This window comes from Bacillus sp. URHA0034 (assembly GCF_056280405.1).
Genome location: NZ_JBWCDK010000002.1, coordinates 702,791 through 718,983, shown reverse-complemented (window position 1 = coordinate 718,983; position 16,193 = coordinate 702,791). Strand labels below are relative to the sequence as shown.

At 40.5% G+C, this 16,193-nt stretch carries 13 protein-coding genes and 1 riboswitch; of the genes, 12 read left to right on the top strand and 1 reads right to left on the bottom strand.

Annotated elements, in window-relative coordinates; translation table 11 throughout:
• Positions 1-96 precede the first annotated feature (96 nt).
• A riboswitch (TPP riboswitch) is annotated at positions 97-205 on the bottom strand.
• Between the two features lie 338 nt (positions 206-543).
• From ACZ9EE_RS05670 to ACZ9EE_RS05620, 11 genes are all read left to right on the top strand, one after another.
• Complete coding sequence (locus ACZ9EE_RS05670) at positions 544-753, top strand: hypothetical protein (protein ID WP_476025690.1); 210 nt, start codon at positions 544-546, stop codon at positions 751-753.
• Between the two features lie 14 nt (positions 754-767).
• Positions 768-1,379: a DNA-3-methyladenine glycosylase gene (locus tag ACZ9EE_RS05665; RefSeq protein ID WP_476025689.1), complete on the top strand. Its 612-nt coding sequence runs from the start codon at positions 768-770 to the stop codon at positions 1,377-1,379.
• A gap of 184 nt (positions 1,380-1,563) precedes the next feature.
• Positions 1,564-2,898, top strand: coding sequence for a hypothetical protein (locus ACZ9EE_RS05660; protein ID WP_476025688.1), 1,335 nt, complete (start codon positions 1,564-1,566; stop codon positions 2,896-2,898).
• Between the two features lie 256 nt (positions 2,899-3,154).
• Positions 3,155-4,378 (top strand): allantoate amidohydrolase, encoded by a 1,224-nt coding sequence (locus ACZ9EE_RS05655; protein ID WP_476032864.1) that lies wholly within the window; start codon positions 3,155-3,157, stop codon positions 4,376-4,378.
• Positions 4,379-4,410: 32 nt separating this feature from the next.
• On the top strand, positions 4,411-5,787 hold the full coding sequence (locus tag ACZ9EE_RS05650; RefSeq protein WP_476025687.1) for an NAD(P)-dependent oxidoreductase: 1,377 nt from the start codon (positions 4,411-4,413) through the stop codon (positions 5,785-5,787).
• 33 nt (positions 5,788-5,820) lie between these two features.
• Positions 5,821-7,107, top strand: coding sequence for an NAD-dependent dihydropyrimidine dehydrogenase subunit PreA (gene preA, locus ACZ9EE_RS05645; RefSeq protein ID WP_476025686.1), 1,287 nt, complete (start codon positions 5,821-5,823; stop codon positions 7,105-7,107).
• A gap of 39 nt (positions 7,108-7,146) precedes the next feature.
• Complete coding sequence (gene hydA / locus ACZ9EE_RS05640) at positions 7,147-8,565, top strand: dihydropyrimidinase (RefSeq protein WP_476025685.1); 1,419 nt, start codon at positions 7,147-7,149, stop codon at positions 8,563-8,565.
• 76 nt (positions 8,566-8,641) lie between these two features.
• On the top strand, positions 8,642-8,887 hold the full coding sequence (locus ACZ9EE_RS05635; RefSeq protein WP_476025684.1) for a hypothetical protein: 246 nt from the start codon (positions 8,642-8,644) through the stop codon (positions 8,885-8,887).
• Complete coding sequence (ald, locus tag ACZ9EE_RS05630) at positions 8,884-10,017, top strand: alanine dehydrogenase (protein WP_476025683.1); 1,134 nt, start codon at positions 8,884-8,886, stop codon at positions 10,015-10,017. The genes ACZ9EE_RS05635 and ald overlap by 4 nt, the downstream gene beginning before the upstream one ends.
• Before the next feature lie 59 nt (positions 10,018-10,076).
• Positions 10,077-11,543: a CoA-acylating methylmalonate-semialdehyde dehydrogenase gene (locus tag ACZ9EE_RS05625; RefSeq protein WP_476025682.1), complete on the top strand. Its 1,467-nt coding sequence runs from the start codon at positions 10,077-10,079 to the stop codon at positions 11,541-11,543.
• A 552-nt stretch (positions 11,544-12,095) separates the two neighbouring features.
• Positions 12,096-13,448, top strand: a complete 1,353-nt coding sequence (locus tag ACZ9EE_RS05620; protein WP_476025681.1) for an aminotransferase — start codon at positions 12,096-12,098, stop codon at positions 13,446-13,448.
• Positions 13,449-13,679: 231 nt separating this feature from the next.
• Here ACZ9EE_RS05620 and ACZ9EE_RS05615 read toward each other — a convergent pair whose 3' ends face one another.
• Entirely contained in the window at positions 13,680-14,480 is an 801-nt protein-coding gene (locus tag ACZ9EE_RS05615; protein ID WP_476025680.1) for a hypothetical protein, read from the bottom strand.
• A 253-nt stretch (positions 14,481-14,733) separates the two neighbouring features.
• On the opposite strand from ACZ9EE_RS05615, the gene thrC reads away from it, so the two are divergent.
• Positions 14,734-16,137: a threonine synthase gene (gene thrC / locus ACZ9EE_RS05610; RefSeq protein ID WP_476025679.1), complete on the top strand. Its 1,404-nt coding sequence runs from the start codon at positions 14,734-14,736 to the stop codon at positions 16,135-16,137.
• Positions 16,138-16,193: the final 56 nt, after the last annotated feature.

Sequence of the window (16,193 nt, the reverse complement as noted above, 5' to 3'; positions counted from 1 at the left end):
AGAAGATTCCGCTTATGAACAGGTGAAAAACAAAAAACCACTTTCCGATGTTTAGAAAGTGGTTTGATCATTTGAAAGAGAAAATTGCACATTCAAATATCCTGTTTTCCACTTCCCTACGCTGGTATAACCCAGATCAGGTTCATAGAGTCCCGAAGTAGTACTTCAATCTCAGCCCTTTAAAAAGGCACCTCTAGCGGATTTATTTTCCATATGAATTTGTAATAATTACCTGCATGTACAATACTATCACCATTGATTGAAATGTCAAATAATTTTATTTAGTAAGAACTGATCTTTTATTGTGACCATATAAGCTTTTTTTTCGAATTAGCGTATAATGAATATGTAGTGGCTCACCTTCACCCAATACCATGATAGCCACTGATACTGTACCCACGAACCAAGTAGGAATCAAGGATTGTTAAGGAATTGCTCAAATCATGATAAGATTCCGTTTATTTTACAGAAAATTAACAAGGAAATTTTTCATTTTTAACAAATTATATACGTATGTATTTATAAGGGGAAGGAGTGGAAAGAATGAAACATCAGAAAACTTTTTTTGTAATAGACGACCTGATTTTTGAAGTCGAGAAACCGGAAATAACCTTAAAGAAAATTAAAGTAACACAGGTGAAATTTGAAAATGAGGAGTATAAATTACTTAGAAAAAAGTTTGATGAAAATTTGTTTCATATTGAAAGAAAACCTGATGGTTGGTTTATAACAGAGAAAGATAAGCCTTTATAAGGAGTGAATAAGGCATGGAAGATACTTTACTGGATATCGATCCGTTACCTGCGGAGTTTTATGACCAGCCCACTCTCGAATTGGCAAGGGCATTACTTGGCTGCCTGCTTGTAAAAGAAACGAACGAAGGAATGACGGCAGGTTATATTGTCGAGACAGAGGCTTACATAGGGCCTGGAGACAGGGCTGCACACAGCCATCAAAACAGACGCACGAAAAGAACAGAAGTCATGTTCCAACGTTCGGGTCTTACCTATACGTATTTAATGCACACCCACTGCCTGTTCAATGTAGTTAGCGGTGGTGAAGAAAAACCTGAAGCGGTATTGGTCCGAGCCATTGAACCAGTGATTGGTATCGAGCTTATGAAAAAAAGAAGAGGAATCGAGGTCCTGACTAATCTGACAAACGGCCCCGGCAAATTGACAAAATCAATGGGCATTACAATCGATGACTATGGCCGCCTTCTCACTTCTTCTCCTTTATTTATTGCTAAGGGAATCTGTCCTGAAAGCATATCATCTGGAAAAAGGATTGGAATTAACAATTCTGGTGAAGCAAGGGACTATCCATGGCGTTTCTGGGTGACGAATAATAAATATGTTTCAAGACATCAAAAGACCTGATCCTTTCGTTGCGTCGATAAGGATTAGGTTTTTTTGTTCTAAAATGTATCCGTTTACATAAATTTCAATGTGAGCTTTTATTTCAAAGCGATGGATTATTTTAAACATATTAACGATAATCAGGCTAACGAAGCTAGTTAAGACAAATTTTAGATGCTTCTATGCTATCGAACAGGAGGTGATCATGATAAAACTGACTGTATACATTGTCGGTCCTGAACCGTTAGTCGATAAAATAAGTAAGATTGCCTCAGAATTTAATCAACTTAAAACAAAATCACTTATCTATGAAAAGGTAGAGGAATCAGCAAAATTAGTTCGGGAACACCACGAACCGAAGGATATTTATGTTTTTGCTGGTCCAACACCTTTTTTTATTTCAAAAGAGGCTATCCCCTTGGATGTAATCTCCTATTATATTCCTTTTGAAGGCTCGGATATCTATCGACTGTTATTAGAGGTGTTCGAGATTTACCATCATTACCCAATCATTAGTTATGATATTGTCGAGTCCCATTACTTAGAAGAAATTTATGAGGAAATAGGGATCTCTAGAATCCCCTATCGATTAATCACCTTGAACGAAGATACAGTGGATAGTGATGGATTAGCAAACTATCACTTGAACTTATGGAAAGAGGGAAAAGTTCAGGTGATTGCCACCACGCTAAATTCTGTCTATGAAAGATTAAAGTTCTTCCATGTACCGGTTTTTTTGATTAAACACACAAAGGCAAATATCCGAGATACATTACGCAAAGCGGTGCTAAGTGGGCAAAATCAAAAAAAAGCGGAAGCTCAAATTACGGTCCTCCAATTTAAGCTGATCCATGACGAAAAGGAACGAACTGAACGATTACAAAAGGAATGTAATTTTATAAAGGAAAGAATAGTAGAATTTGGAAACCTGCTATTTTCAAGTAGTAATTTATCGGATAGCGAGATCATTACACTTTACACAACACGTGGTGTTTTTGAAAAGGTAACGAAAAAACGGAGAGATTTCTACTTTCTAAAAGAATTAAACGACCTTTTTACCGTTACGGTTAATCTTGGGATTGGCTATGGAAATACGGTTGAAAATGCTGCTTATAATGCAAGGAATGCTCTTGAATTTTCAATCAGAGAAAAGAAGGGGAGCAGTTTTTTGATTGATGCAGACAAAAGGATTTATGGACCACTTGGAACGGTAGAAACAGTGAATTATCCCTTACAAAAATCAAACGATAATCAGCAAAATTCATTAACACTTCGTAAATTTTATGCATGGTTGTCAATGATGCAAAAAAATGTTGTGACCACAAGGGAATTAAGTATTGGGATGAATACAAGTGAACGCCACGCAGCAAGAATTTTAAAAAGTTTATGTGAAAAGAAGATTGCAAAAATCATTGGGAAAGAATCCTTACATCAAAAAGGGCGGCCACGGATTGTTTACGAAATTGAATTTACAGAATTAGCAAAACTAGTGAATGAAGAAGCAAAGCCAAATCTTGATCCATACTTGTTAACACCCTAACCCTTTACAGGGATGTTCTCAAGGAGTGGCGTCATAATTGTAGTCGTTTACCTAAATAATTGTGTTAGATTTCCTTACCAGATAATGGAATGTCATTCTTATAAGGAAGATAATCAATTTAGAGCGGAAATTAAAGACATATAAAAGACATAAGGTTAAAGCTTAGCAATTAGGAGGAGATTTCACATTAAGACAGTAGGGTAAAAAAAGTCTTTTCACACAGCTAAAAAGAGATGAAAGGGGCAGAAATAAGATGATGGAAAAACAAAAAATTTTAATCAGCGCCGAAAGATTACAGTCCACGCTTGAGCAATTTGCCAATTTCGGCCGAACCGAAAACAATGGTGTCACTCGTTTAGCCCTATCCGAAGAGGATCGTTTAGCGAGAGATTATTTTATTTCATGCTGTAAAAAGTTAGGGATGTCGGTTGAAATTGATGATATGGGGAATATCTATGCGACATTAGCAGGGATTGAAGACAAGCCGCCGCTTGTGATCGGCTCGCATTTAGATTCAGTCAAAAAAGGCGGACGGTTTGATGGCGTATTAGGGGTAGTCGCTGGTTTAGAAGTCGCGCGTGCTTTAGTTGAAAATAAGGTTAAGCCCCGGATTCCTCTTGTCATTGCCGATATCACAAACGAAGAAGGAGCCAGATTTGAACCATCGATGATGGCATCTGGAGTATTGTCAGGCAAATTTGATAAAGCGACAATGCTAAAGAAAAAGGATGTCTATGGTATCACGTTTGAAGACGCCTTACAGTCGATTGGCTACGTTGGTAAGGAGGAATCCCGTTTAATCAAAGCTGCGGCCTTTTTAGAATTACATATTGAACAAGGACCGATTCTTGAACGGGAATCTTTATCAATCGGGGTAGTAGAATGCGTGCTGGGAATGGTTTGTTATGAAATCGCGATAACAGGGGAATCGGACCATGCGGGAACCACTCCCATGGACATGAGAAAGGATGCTCTCTTTGCGGCTAATAACTTAATCAGCGAAGCCCGCCAAAAGCTTAGTGCTCTAGATAAGGATTTAGTTTTCACGATAGGACGTATGAATGTCCTTCCAAACATTCATACCGTTATCCCAAATAAAGTAGTTTTTTCACTTGAGGCTAGACACAAAGATCCAGCGGTAATCAAGCGAGTGGAAGAGATTATCTTTGGTCTTACACAATCCTCGGGAAATGAGGGCTGTGATATTCGAACCGAGAAATTATGGGATCGTTCTACAGTATTATTTGATGATGATATATGCGATTTATTAGAGATTTCTACTAAGTCATTAAACTACTCGTATAAAAGAATGGATAGCGGCGCCGGTCATGACGCTCAATTTCTAGCAAGTTATATTCCAACGGCGATGATCTTTGTTCCAAGTATCAATGGAAAGAGTCATTGTGAAGAGGAGCTTACTACTTGGGAGGACTGCGCAAAGGGAGTAAACGTCCTGTTAGAAACGGTTCTTTCTTTTTAGAATTTATTATTTAATAAAGGGGGTTTTGGCCATTGGGTGTTATTAATCATTCAAAAATCTCATCTGAAGATTTAAGCCTGAATTTTCAAGAAATAGTCCCTGGATTAACAAAGCAGGAAGCCGTCGAAGAAGCGAATCGATGTCTATACTGCTACGATGCACCTTGTATAAAAGCATGTCCAACAGGAATTGATATCCCTTCGTTTATTAAGAAAATCGCTTCTGGGAATTTAAAAGGGTCAGCTAAAACGATTCTAACGGCAAATCCTATTGGGGCTAGTTGTTCACGCGTTTGTCCAACAGAGGAATTATGCGAGGGCGCCTGTGTCCTGAACCATTCTACCAAGCCCATCATGATTGGTAACCTGCAGCGTTATGCGACCGATTGGGCGATCCAGAATGAACAATCCCTGTTTACAGCTGGAAAGAAAAACGGGAAAACCGTGGCGATTGTTGGCGGGGGACCAGCTGGGTTGTCTGCAGCAAGGGAACTAGCACTGCTAGGTTACCAGGTTACTATTTTTGAAGCAGAAGAAAAGGCCGGAGGATTAAACACATATGGAATCGTGCCATTTAGACTGCCGCTTAACATCTCCTACTGGGAAGTAAAGCAGATTGAGAGCTTAACTGTTGAGATTCGAACCAGCACAAGAGTTGGCAAAAATATAGCAGTTGAAGAAATTATGAATAACTACGATGCTATTGTCCTCGCGATTGGCATGTCCAAGGTGCCAGAATTGGGGATAAATGGTGAGGATTTAACAGGAGTGTTTGACGCGATCGAATTTGTTAAAGAAACGAAAACAAAACCACTTTCTGCGCAGCTGCTAGGAAAAAAGGTTGCCGTAATCGGGGCAGGAAACACCGCTATTGATGCAGCAACGAATTCCGCTCGTCTCGGTGCTGACAATGTCAAGATCCTCTACAGACGAACAAGGGAAGAAATGACTGCCTATCAATTTGAATTTGAATTCGCTAAACAAGATGGAGTGGAATTCCGATGGCTTACGGCACCAGTCAGGATTTTAGGTGATGAGCAAGGGAATGTAACCGGGATTGAATGCATCAATATGGAGCTGGCAGAACCAGGCGCGGATGGCCGCCGGCGCCCTGTTCCAATCAAAGGAACTGAATTTATTCTTGAAGTCGATGCGGTGATTAAAGCAAATGGCCAATCCAGATATGTGGAACTAATCGAACAGTTTCATCTAGAGCATAACGGGGGAGTTGTGACGATTAATCCCGCTACCTATCAAACGTCCAACCAGAAGGTGTTTGCTTGTGGCGATGTCATTTATGGAAAGGGACTACAGGGCGATGCGATGGTGGTAACGGCTGTTCAACAAGGGAAAGAAACTGCTTATGCCATTCATCAACTACTGAATCCTTCGGTTGTGGAAACAGCCTAGGCTTACGGATAAAGAATAAAAGGAGGCAGGATTATGGCAGACCTAAGGATCAATTTAGCTGGAATAAAATCACCCAATCCATTCTGGCTTGCTTCAGCACCCCCGACAAATTCAGGATACCAAGTCCAACGTGCATTTGAAGCCGGCTGGGGCGGCGCGGTTTGGAAGACATTGGGAGAGCCTATTATTAATACGTCTTCCCGATTTTCTGCTGTGAGTTTTAATGGCCAAAGAGTAGCCGGCTTTAATAATATCGAACTCATTACCGATCGCCCTTTAGAAGTAAACCTGAAAGAAATATATGAAACTAAGAAGCGTTTCCCCAATCACGCCATCATCGCCTCGTTAATGGTGGAGCCAAAGCAAGAAAAATGGCATGAGATCGTAAAAAAAGTAGAAGCAGTTGGTGTTGATGGTCTTGAATTAAACTTTGGCTGCCCACATGGAATGGCAGAACGAGGGATGGGATCTGCATCAGGCCAAGTACCGGCCCTAGTTGAACAACAAACCTACTGGGTAAAAGAAGTGGCGAAGACTCCGGTCATTGTAAAACTCACACCGAATATAACCGATATAACGGCAACCGCTGAGGCTGCGGTAAAGGGTGGTGCGGATGCCGTTAGTATGATTAATACAATTAATAGTTTAGCAGGAGTAGATCTTGATACCTGGAATACGATTCCACATGTTGCCGGGAAAGGTGCACATGGAGGTTACTGCGGGCCGGCGGTAAAACCGATTGCGTTACATATGGTGGGGGAGTGTGCCCGAAATCCTAGGATTAATATCCCGATCTCAGGGATTGGTGGAATCTCAAACTGGCAAAACGCAGTCGAATTCATGTTAATGGGTGCAAGCGGAGTCCAAGTTTGTACAGCAGCCATGCACCATGGCTTTAGAATCGTTGAGGATATGCTTGAAGGATTGAATAATTATTTAGATGAAAAGGGCATCGCCTCTGTTATGGATCTAGTTGGTAAATCGGTACCGAAATATTCTGACTGGGGCAATCTTGATTTGAACTATAGTGTGGTTGCCAAAATCAATAATGATGTTTGCATTAATTGCAATAAATGCCATATTGCCTGTGAAGACACCTCCCACCAATGCATCGATATGCTGAAGGATGAACACGGAAACAGCATCCTCAAAGTAAGGGAAGAAGACTGTGTCGGCTGTAATTTATGTTCCATTGTCTGTCCGGTCGAGGGTGCGATTGACATGATTGAAGTACCAAGTGAACTTCCGCCAATGACATGGAATGAACGCCAGGCAGCACTCGGGGCGCTTTCTTATCAAACCGATATTATTAAAAAATAAACAACTGAAATTCCAACAAAATAGGGAGGATAATTAATTATGAAAAAAATTATTAAAAATGGAACCATCGTAACGGCAGTCGATACTTATCGAGCCGATGTGTGTATTGAAAATGGAGTCGTTACGCAAATTGGCGACAATTTACCTGCTTCAGGAGCAGAAGTTATTGATGCAAAAGGCTGTTACCTGTTCCCTGGCGGAATTGACCCCCATACCCATCTGGATATGCCGTTTGGCGGAACCGTTACAAAAGATGATTTTGAATCCGGTACGATAGCAGCAGCCTTTGGTGGAACGACCACCATCATTGATTTCTGCTTAACCACAAAAGGGGCAACACTGAAAAGTGCCGTTGATACTTGGCATGCAAAATCTAAAGATAAAGCCGTCATTGATTATGGATTTCACCTCCAAATTGTTGAGATGAACAATGAAAAGCTAGCCGAGCTGCCTAAAATGATTGAAGAAGAGGGGATCACATCACTTAAAGTATTTATGGCTTATAAAAATCAGTTTCAAGCTGATGATGAAACACTTTTTAAAACATTGATTGCTGCACGGGACCTTGGGGCACTCGTCATGGTTCATGCGGAAAATGGCGATGTGATTGATTATTTAGTGAAAAAGGCCTTAGAAGAAGGAAATACCGATCCCATTTTCCATGCGCTGACAAGACCACCGGAAGTAGAAGCGGAAGCAACAGGCAGAGCGGCAACATTAACAGAATTAGCTAAATCTCAATTATATGTTGTCCATGTTTCTTGTGCAGAAGCTGCCCGTAAAATTGCCGAGGCGAGGAGCAAAGGCATCGATATCTGGGGAGAAACTTGTCCGCAATATTTGGTTTTGGACCAATCCTACCTAGAAAAGCCAAATTTTGAAGGAGCAAAATACGTTTGGTCGCCTCCGTTACGTGAAAAATGGAATCAAGCCGAACTGTGGAATGCCTTAAAAACAGGACAACTGCAGACCGTAGGCTCTGATCAATGCTCCTTTGACTTTGTTGGTCAAAAGGACCTTGGCAAAGGTGATTTTTCAAAAATTCCAAACGGTGGACCGATCATTGAGGACCGCGTTAGTATACTGTTCTCCGAAGGGGTTAAGAAAGGAAGAATTTCCATTAACCAGTTTGTTGATATTACCTCAACAAAGGCTGCTAAATTATTTGGTTTGTATCCACAAAAAGGAACGATTGCCATAGGAGCTGATGCTGACATTGTCATTTTTGATCCAAATGTGGAACGCGTCATTTCAGCTGAAACGCACCATATGGCCGTTGATTATAATGCATTCGAAGGAATCAAGGTAACTGGTGAGCCCGTGTCTGTCCTATCACGCGGTAATTTTGTTATCCGTGATAAACAGTTTGTTGGAAAACCAGGAACAGGAAAGTTTTTAAAACGTGCGAAATATGGTTCAAATCAAAAAGCAGAATCAGAAAAAACTGTCATATTGTAAGAGATTAAGTGGTAAAGGGTAAAGGATTAAGATTCTTAACCCTTTACCAAGCGGGTTAAGATAAGGGAGGAGAAAAATGACTGAATATCAACAGTATTTAAAAGAACGGGATCTTGTTGATTATTACATTCAAAAAGGCTATCAAATTATAAATAGTACCGAAAATTTAAGCGGTGCCTATGTTCATTTTGAGAAAAAAAACAGCAATGGTGAATTGGAAAATGAAATTATACATCTATTAACTCCGGGGGCTCGGAAGTATTTTTCGGTGAGACTAATTCAACAACAAAACGGTCAACCAGAAAGGGATGCAGGAGCATGATTATCGGCATACCAAAAGAGATTAAAGATAATGAGAATCGAGTGGGATTAACACCTGGAGGAGTATTTGAATTTATCGTCAATGGGCATGAAATTTGGATTGAAAACAATGCGGGAATTGGCAGTGGTTTCTCGAACGAGGAATACATCGCTGCCGGCGCCAAAATCGTACAGACTGCGAAAGAAGCATGGTCAGCAGATATGGTCATGAAAGTAAAAGAGCCGCTGCCGGAAGAATTTGAATATTTTCGGGAAGGATTAATATTATTTACTTATCTTCATTTGGCACCAGAATATGACCTAACGAAAGCACTTATTGATAAAAAAGTAACCGCGATTGCTTACGAAACCATTCAACTAGAAAATGGATTACTCCCATTGTTAATGCCGATGAGTGAAGTAGCCGGCAGGATGTCGATCCAAATCGGTGCCCAATTTTTAGAAAAGCCGAAAGGTGGTAAAGGAGTTCTTCTTGGAGGTGTTCCTGGTGTTGCCCCGGCTGAAGTTACCATTATCGGCGGCGGTATCGTCGGATCAAATGCAGCGAAAATGGCGCTTGGCTTAGGTGCTAAAGTCACCATTCTGGATATTAATGCAAACCGGTTAAGGGAATTAGATGACCTATTTCAAGGACGGTTAACGACACTTATGTCCAATCCTTATAACATTACTGAAGCTGTTAAAAAAGCAGACCTAGTTGTTGGTGCGGTCCTTATTCCTGGGGCACGGGCACCCAGACTTGTCACAGAGGGCATGATAAAGACGATGCAGCCCGGTTCTGTTGTGGTTGATGTGGCAATCGATCAAGGCGGCTCCATTGAAACAATTGATCGGATTACCACTCACACAAACCCAACCTATGAAAAGCATGGCGTGGTTCATTATGCAGTTGCAAACATGCCAGGTGCTGTCCCTCGAACCGCAACCATCGCCTTAACGAATGTAACCGTTCCATATGGTATTGAAATTGCCAACAAAGGTATTTATCTTGCCGCACTTTCCAAACCTGCTCTAATGAAGGGAATCAATGTGATTGGTGGAAAAGTCACGTTTAAAGCGGTGGCAGATGCCCATGGTTTTAGTTATACCAAAATAGATCAAATGATTAATAACGATAGTATATCAATTTAATATATTTACATCTGCTAATCGGGCACTCAACGATAAATCATCAAAAGGGGACTGTTTGAATGACAACTTTTACACAAGGAATCAGGCAATTAAAAAATTACATCGGAGGAGAATGGGTTGACTCAAAATCTGATAAAACAGAACTTGTTGTCAATCCAGCAACGGGCCAGGCAATTGCTGAAATACGACTTTCTACAAAAGAAGATGTCGAGCATGCCGTTGCCGTTGCGAAGGAGGCCTTTAAAACATGGTCACAGACACCTGTTCCTAAGCGGGCCAGAATTTTATTTAAGTATCAGCAGCTGCTTGTGGATAATTCGGATGAACTGGCGAGGCTTGTAACAATAGAAAATGGCAAGGCTCTATCGGAAGCAGCAGGTGAGGTACAGCGTGGAATTGAGTGTGTTGAATTCGCTGCTGGTGCACCATCGTTCATGATGGGGAAACAGCTGCCCGATATTGCTACCAATCTTGAATCTGGGATGTATCGCTATCCTCTCGGAGTCGTAGGTGGGATTACTCCATTTAATTTTCCGATGATGGTTCCGTGCTGGATGTTTCCGATTGCGATTGCCTGTGGAAATACATTTGTATTAAAGCCTTCCGAACGGACACCACTTCTTGCGGCCCGTCTGACAGAATTAATGACGGAAGCTGGATTGCCAAGCGGAGTCTTAAATATTGTCAATGGTGCACATGATGTGGTCAATGGGCTGCTCGAACATAAAGAGGTCAAAGCAATCTCATTTGTCGGTTCACAGCCTGTTGCCGAATATGTTTACAAAAAAGGAACAGCCAATCTAAAGCGGGTCCAAGCACTTTCTGGTGCCAAAAATCATTCCATCGTCTTAAAAGATGCAAACCTGGAGCTTGCAGCAAGAGAAATTACGAACGCTGCGTTTGGTTCTGCAGGCGAACGTTGTATGGCAGCCGCCGTGGTTGCAGTGGAAGAAAGTATTGCTGATGAATTGGTCCAGCGTTTATCTATTTTAGCTGATGAAATCAAAATTGGTAATGGACTTACCGACGGAATTTTCCTTGGACCAGTCATTCGTGAAGGGAATAAGACCCGTACGATAAATTATATCGAGTCCGGTATTACTCAAGGTGCTACTCTTGTCCGGGATGGACGGAAGGATGAAGCGGTTAACGGTCCTGGCTATTTCGTTGGGCCAACGATTTTCGATCATGTTACGAAAGAGATGAAAATCTGGCAGGATGAACTTTTTGCACCGGTTCTTTCCATCGTTAGAGTAAAAGATTTAACCGAGGCGATCGATGTGGCGAATGCTTCACCATTTGCGAACGGTGCCTGCCTGTACACTGATCGTGCTTCCGCCGTGCGTCAGTTCCGCGAAACCATTGATGCTGGAATGCTCGGTGTCAATGTTGGCGTGCCAGCTCCGATGGCTTTCTTCCCATTTTCCGGATACAAGGATTCATTCTATGGGGATTTACATGCAAATGGCACAGACGGATTTGAATTTTATACAAGAAAGAAAATGCTGACAGCTCGGTATCAATAGGATGAGAGACAGTGTTGCTTTTCTTTAAGGAGCTTCTACCTGATCCTGGTTGCTTATTCGAAGGCCGCACGCAAGGTCAATGAAAGAAAGTTTTCATTGATCATAAAGAGGAATGTGAGTGAGAACCCTCCTCCGGTAAATAAAAGAGCGGTTCATTGCCCGAAAAAAGGTAGTAGAACCATTCTGGGTAAATGAAGGAGCGGTTCATTGCCTGAAAAAAGGTAGTAGAGCCATTCTGGGTAAATGAAAGAGCGGTTCATTGCCCGAAAAAAGGTAGTAGAGCCATTCTGGGTAAATGAAAGAGCGGTTCATTGCCCGAAAAAAGGTAGTAGAACCATTCTGGGTAAATAAAAGAGCGGTTCATTGCCCGAAAAAAGGAAATAGAACCCTTCTCGGTCAATGAAAGAGCAGTTCATATAACGATATAAAAAACGGATCATCCCATGGGTTAAGGAAGAGTGGTACACCCTATATATTTAGCGGAAAAAACGTTCCCGTTTTCATTAATTTTAAACAAAAGCCTGAAATTTCTAAACAGAAAGGACAATTTCCATGACCAAAAATAAAGCAGAGGCAATGCTCGAAAAAGACCGGCAGTATTTATGGCATCATATGACCCCCTATAAAGAAAAAGCCTCACCAACCGTTGCCGTTGAAGGAAAAGGATCGTGGATTACCGATATCCATGGCAATAAATACTTAGATGCAATGTCAGGTTTATGGTGTGTAAACGTTGGTTATGGAAGAGAAGAGTTAGCCCAGGCAGCATATGAACAACTAAAAAGCATGGCCTATTTTCCACTTTCACAAAGTCATATCCCGGCTATCCAGCTAGCAGAGAAATTGAATGAGTGGTTAGAAGGAGATTATGTGATTTTTTTCTCGAACAGTGGGTCGGAGGCAAATGAAACCGCCTTTAAAATTGCTCGTCAGTATCACCAGCAAAATGGAGAACCAGCTCGGTATAAATTTATTTCGCGGTATCGAGCCTATCATGGGAATTCAATGGGGTCTTTAGCTGCGACAGGGCAGGCTGTTCGAAAATTCAATTATGAACCACTTGCTCCGGGCTTTATTCATGTTAGCCCTCCGGATAGTTACCGCCGCCCAGAAGGGCAGACCAGCGAACAATTTAATCTGCAATGCGCCCTAGAAATAGAAAAAACAATCATTTGGGAAGGTAAGGAATCGATTGCTGCGGTTATTATGGAACCAGCTATCACTGGGGGAGGTGTTCTGGTTCCTGAGCCAATTTATATGGAAAAGGTTATGGAAATCTGCCAAAAGTATGGCATCCTTTTAATTATAGATGAGGTCATTTGCGGCTTTGGACGAACGGGGAAAAAATTTGGTCACATGCACTTTGACATCAAACCTGATATAGTCACCATGGCGAAGGGGCTGACCAGCGGGTATCTTCCTTTATCGGCCACTGCCGTTCGTCGTGAGTTATACGACAAATTCAAGAGTTCAGATGAATTTGGTTTTTTCAGACATGTAAATACCTTTGGTGGAAACCCTGCGGCTTGTGCCGTCGCTTTAAAGAATATTGAAATCTACGAAAAAGAAAATTTAGTAGAGCGTGCTCTTCAATTAGGTAAACAGTTGAGACAAGAACTGAATGATCTCATGGATCATCCACTTGTTGGTGATATCCGTAGTTTTGGTTTCCTGCTGGGAATAGAACTGGTTGAAAACAAACAAACGAAAGAACCCATTTCGCCTGCAAAAATTGATCAAATTATTTCAGAGTGTAAGAGTAAGGGATTGATTATTGGCAAAAATGGGGCCACTGTTGCAGGGTTTAATAATATTCTTACGCTATCTCCGCCATTGTCCTCAACAGCTGAGGATGTAGAATTTATAGTATCAACTATAAAGAAGGTTATAGGTAGAATCAGATAAGGATTAAGTAAGAAAGCAGCTGGCATGTAAAGTTTTTGGCTAAAAATAACAAAAAAGACTTAACCCCCGTGGTTAAGTCTTTTGCATATATTAACGTTCTTCTTAACTAGTAAACGTCAACGATATATCCTTTCCTTAATATTTTTTCCATCGAAACGGATTATCCCTTTAATCCTTTTGTTTCGATAGATACTAATATGAAGTTGTGGAATCCATAATGGACAAACCTATTCACCACCCCCTCTTGATTACGATTGTTTGGTTCTGATCACCCGGACCGATAAAATCTAATGCGGCAGGAGAAAATACGGTAACTTTTCTTTTAACGCCCTCTAATAGAATTCGGATTGGCTCTATAACTATATGATCCTGAAAGAGATTGCCTCCTAAGATAATTATCTTTTTGGCTCTCCTAGCTAAGACAGCCTTATTTATTTTTTGATCAAGGATAGAGGTGACAGTTTCGGTCGCTTTCTCTTTAAGAGGCATTGATCCTTTCACTGGTTGTAATTCTTCTACTTCAACTGAAGCGACTAAACCAATTTCACGATTATTTAATACTAGGACGAAGTGATACCCTGTATCTGTTTTCTTTTGGACAATTTCTACTTCATCCGTAATAGCCGTGATAAAATCAACAGGTTCTTTCGAGTGTGAGTCTTGAGAATTCTCTTTTTGCTTAATGACTCGATAAGATGCTATTGCTCCAATTCCTTCAGCTGTAAAGTCAAAAGGTTTGATACTTTCTGTACGGACAAAGTACAGTTGATTCACTTTGTCTTTACTATCTAATTGGACACATAAAGCAACATCCTCTTTCACCGCCTTTCCCTCACTGTTCGAGAGCATTGGGACATTCATTTTCATTCCTGGAAATTGAACGAAGATGTAGCTGAAGTTCTTTTTAGGCTGTACATCTGAAAGTCTCATAAACTCACAACCTTTCCGATTTGATACAAGGTTATTTTTCCTTGTAAAAGTATAATTCAATATAGATTCCTTACTTCCTGTATGGGTATGAAGAGTTTTCATCGTCACTTTCTTATGAAATGCGAGGGTTCCTCCTATTTGTTGAGTAATTATGAGGAAATCTACTATCGAAAAATGTAAATGTTTAAAAATTTCTCTATCTAAAACGAAATTTATAGACTATTCGCTAAATTATGTATTAAAATAAACTTTATATATTTTAAAGCAAAAAAAGAATATAGTATTGTTACACTATAAAAATTGAACAAGTATGATAACTAAGACATACAACTTTAATATAAACCTGGAGGGCGCTATGAACTTTGTTAGTACAAGAGGTAAAGTTAATAAAATTGGATTTATTGATACAGTCTTAATGGGACTGGCAAATGATGGGGGACTATTAGTACCGGAGAAAATCCCTCAAATTCCTGCCGAGAAGTTAGAAGCCATGTCAGATTTAACGTATCAGGAATTAGCCTGCGAAATTTTTTCCTACTATGTTGATGGGGAGATTCCAGGCAATGAGCTAAAGACATTAATCGAGAAAAGCTATGCAACCTTCCGTCACCCGGAAGTAACACCTGTCCAAAAAGTGAAAGATAATATGTATGTGCTGGAACTGTTTCATGGTCCAACCTTTGCTTTTAAGGATATTGCGCTGCAATTCTTAGGGAATTTATATTCCTATGTCTCAAAAAAGACAGGAGAAACCATTCATATCCTCGGAGCAACTTCAGGTGATACGGGTGCATCTGCCATTGAAGGTGTTAGAGGAAAAGAAGGGATTCGCATTTGTATTTTGCACCCGCATGGTAAAGTAAGTAAGGTGCAAGAATTACAGATGACGACTGTTGCTGATAAAAGTGTGTTGAATTTAGCGATAAAAGGAACGTTTGATGATGGTCAGAGAATCATTAAGGAATTGTTCGCAGATGTAGATCTTAAAAACAAATATCATCTCCGCGCGATTAATTCTATTAACTTTGTACGTATTCTGGCGCAAACCGTTTATTATTTCTATGCGTATTTCCAAGTGAAAAAAGAGAATGACCTAACGAGTGTTAACTTTAGCGTTCCGACAGGAAACTTTGGTGATATCTTTGCTGGTTATCTTGCCAAGAAAATGGGTCTTCCTGTAGGTAAGCTGATTGTTGCAACGAATGAGAATAATATATTAGAAAGCTTTATCCAGGATGGCGTGTACATGCCTGGTGAATTCCGAAGTACTTACAGCCCTTCGATGGATATCCAAGTAGCCAGCAATTTTGAGCGTTACCTGTACTACTTGCTTGGCGAAGATCCACAGGCAGTGTCCGACTTAATGGCGAAATTCAAGGCAGAAGGAAAAATTGTTGTGAGCGAAGATCAGCTCCAACAGGTTCAAAAGGATTTTGCAGCACATGGAGTTGAAGGGGAAGAATGCTTGCAGACGATCAGTAAGTATTATAATGAAACTAGTTACTTATTAGATCCACACACTGCCTGCGGTGTCGCAGCTTACGAAAAATGTAATCATGCGAATGAGGTGTGTGTAACACTGGCAACAGCCCATCCGGCAAAGTTTAATGAATCCATTGAACTTTGTGATATTAAGCAGACATACCCTGGGGAAATCAATCAATTGTTTAATAAACCACAGTATTTAGAAGTGGTTGAAGCGGAGAATGATGAAGTAGTTCGTCATTTAGAAAGGCTTTTTAGTTTTTCTGCTAACTAAATTCTATACAAAGTGGATGAAAAGGAGTAAGAGTTTTACTCCTTTTTGTTTTTGAT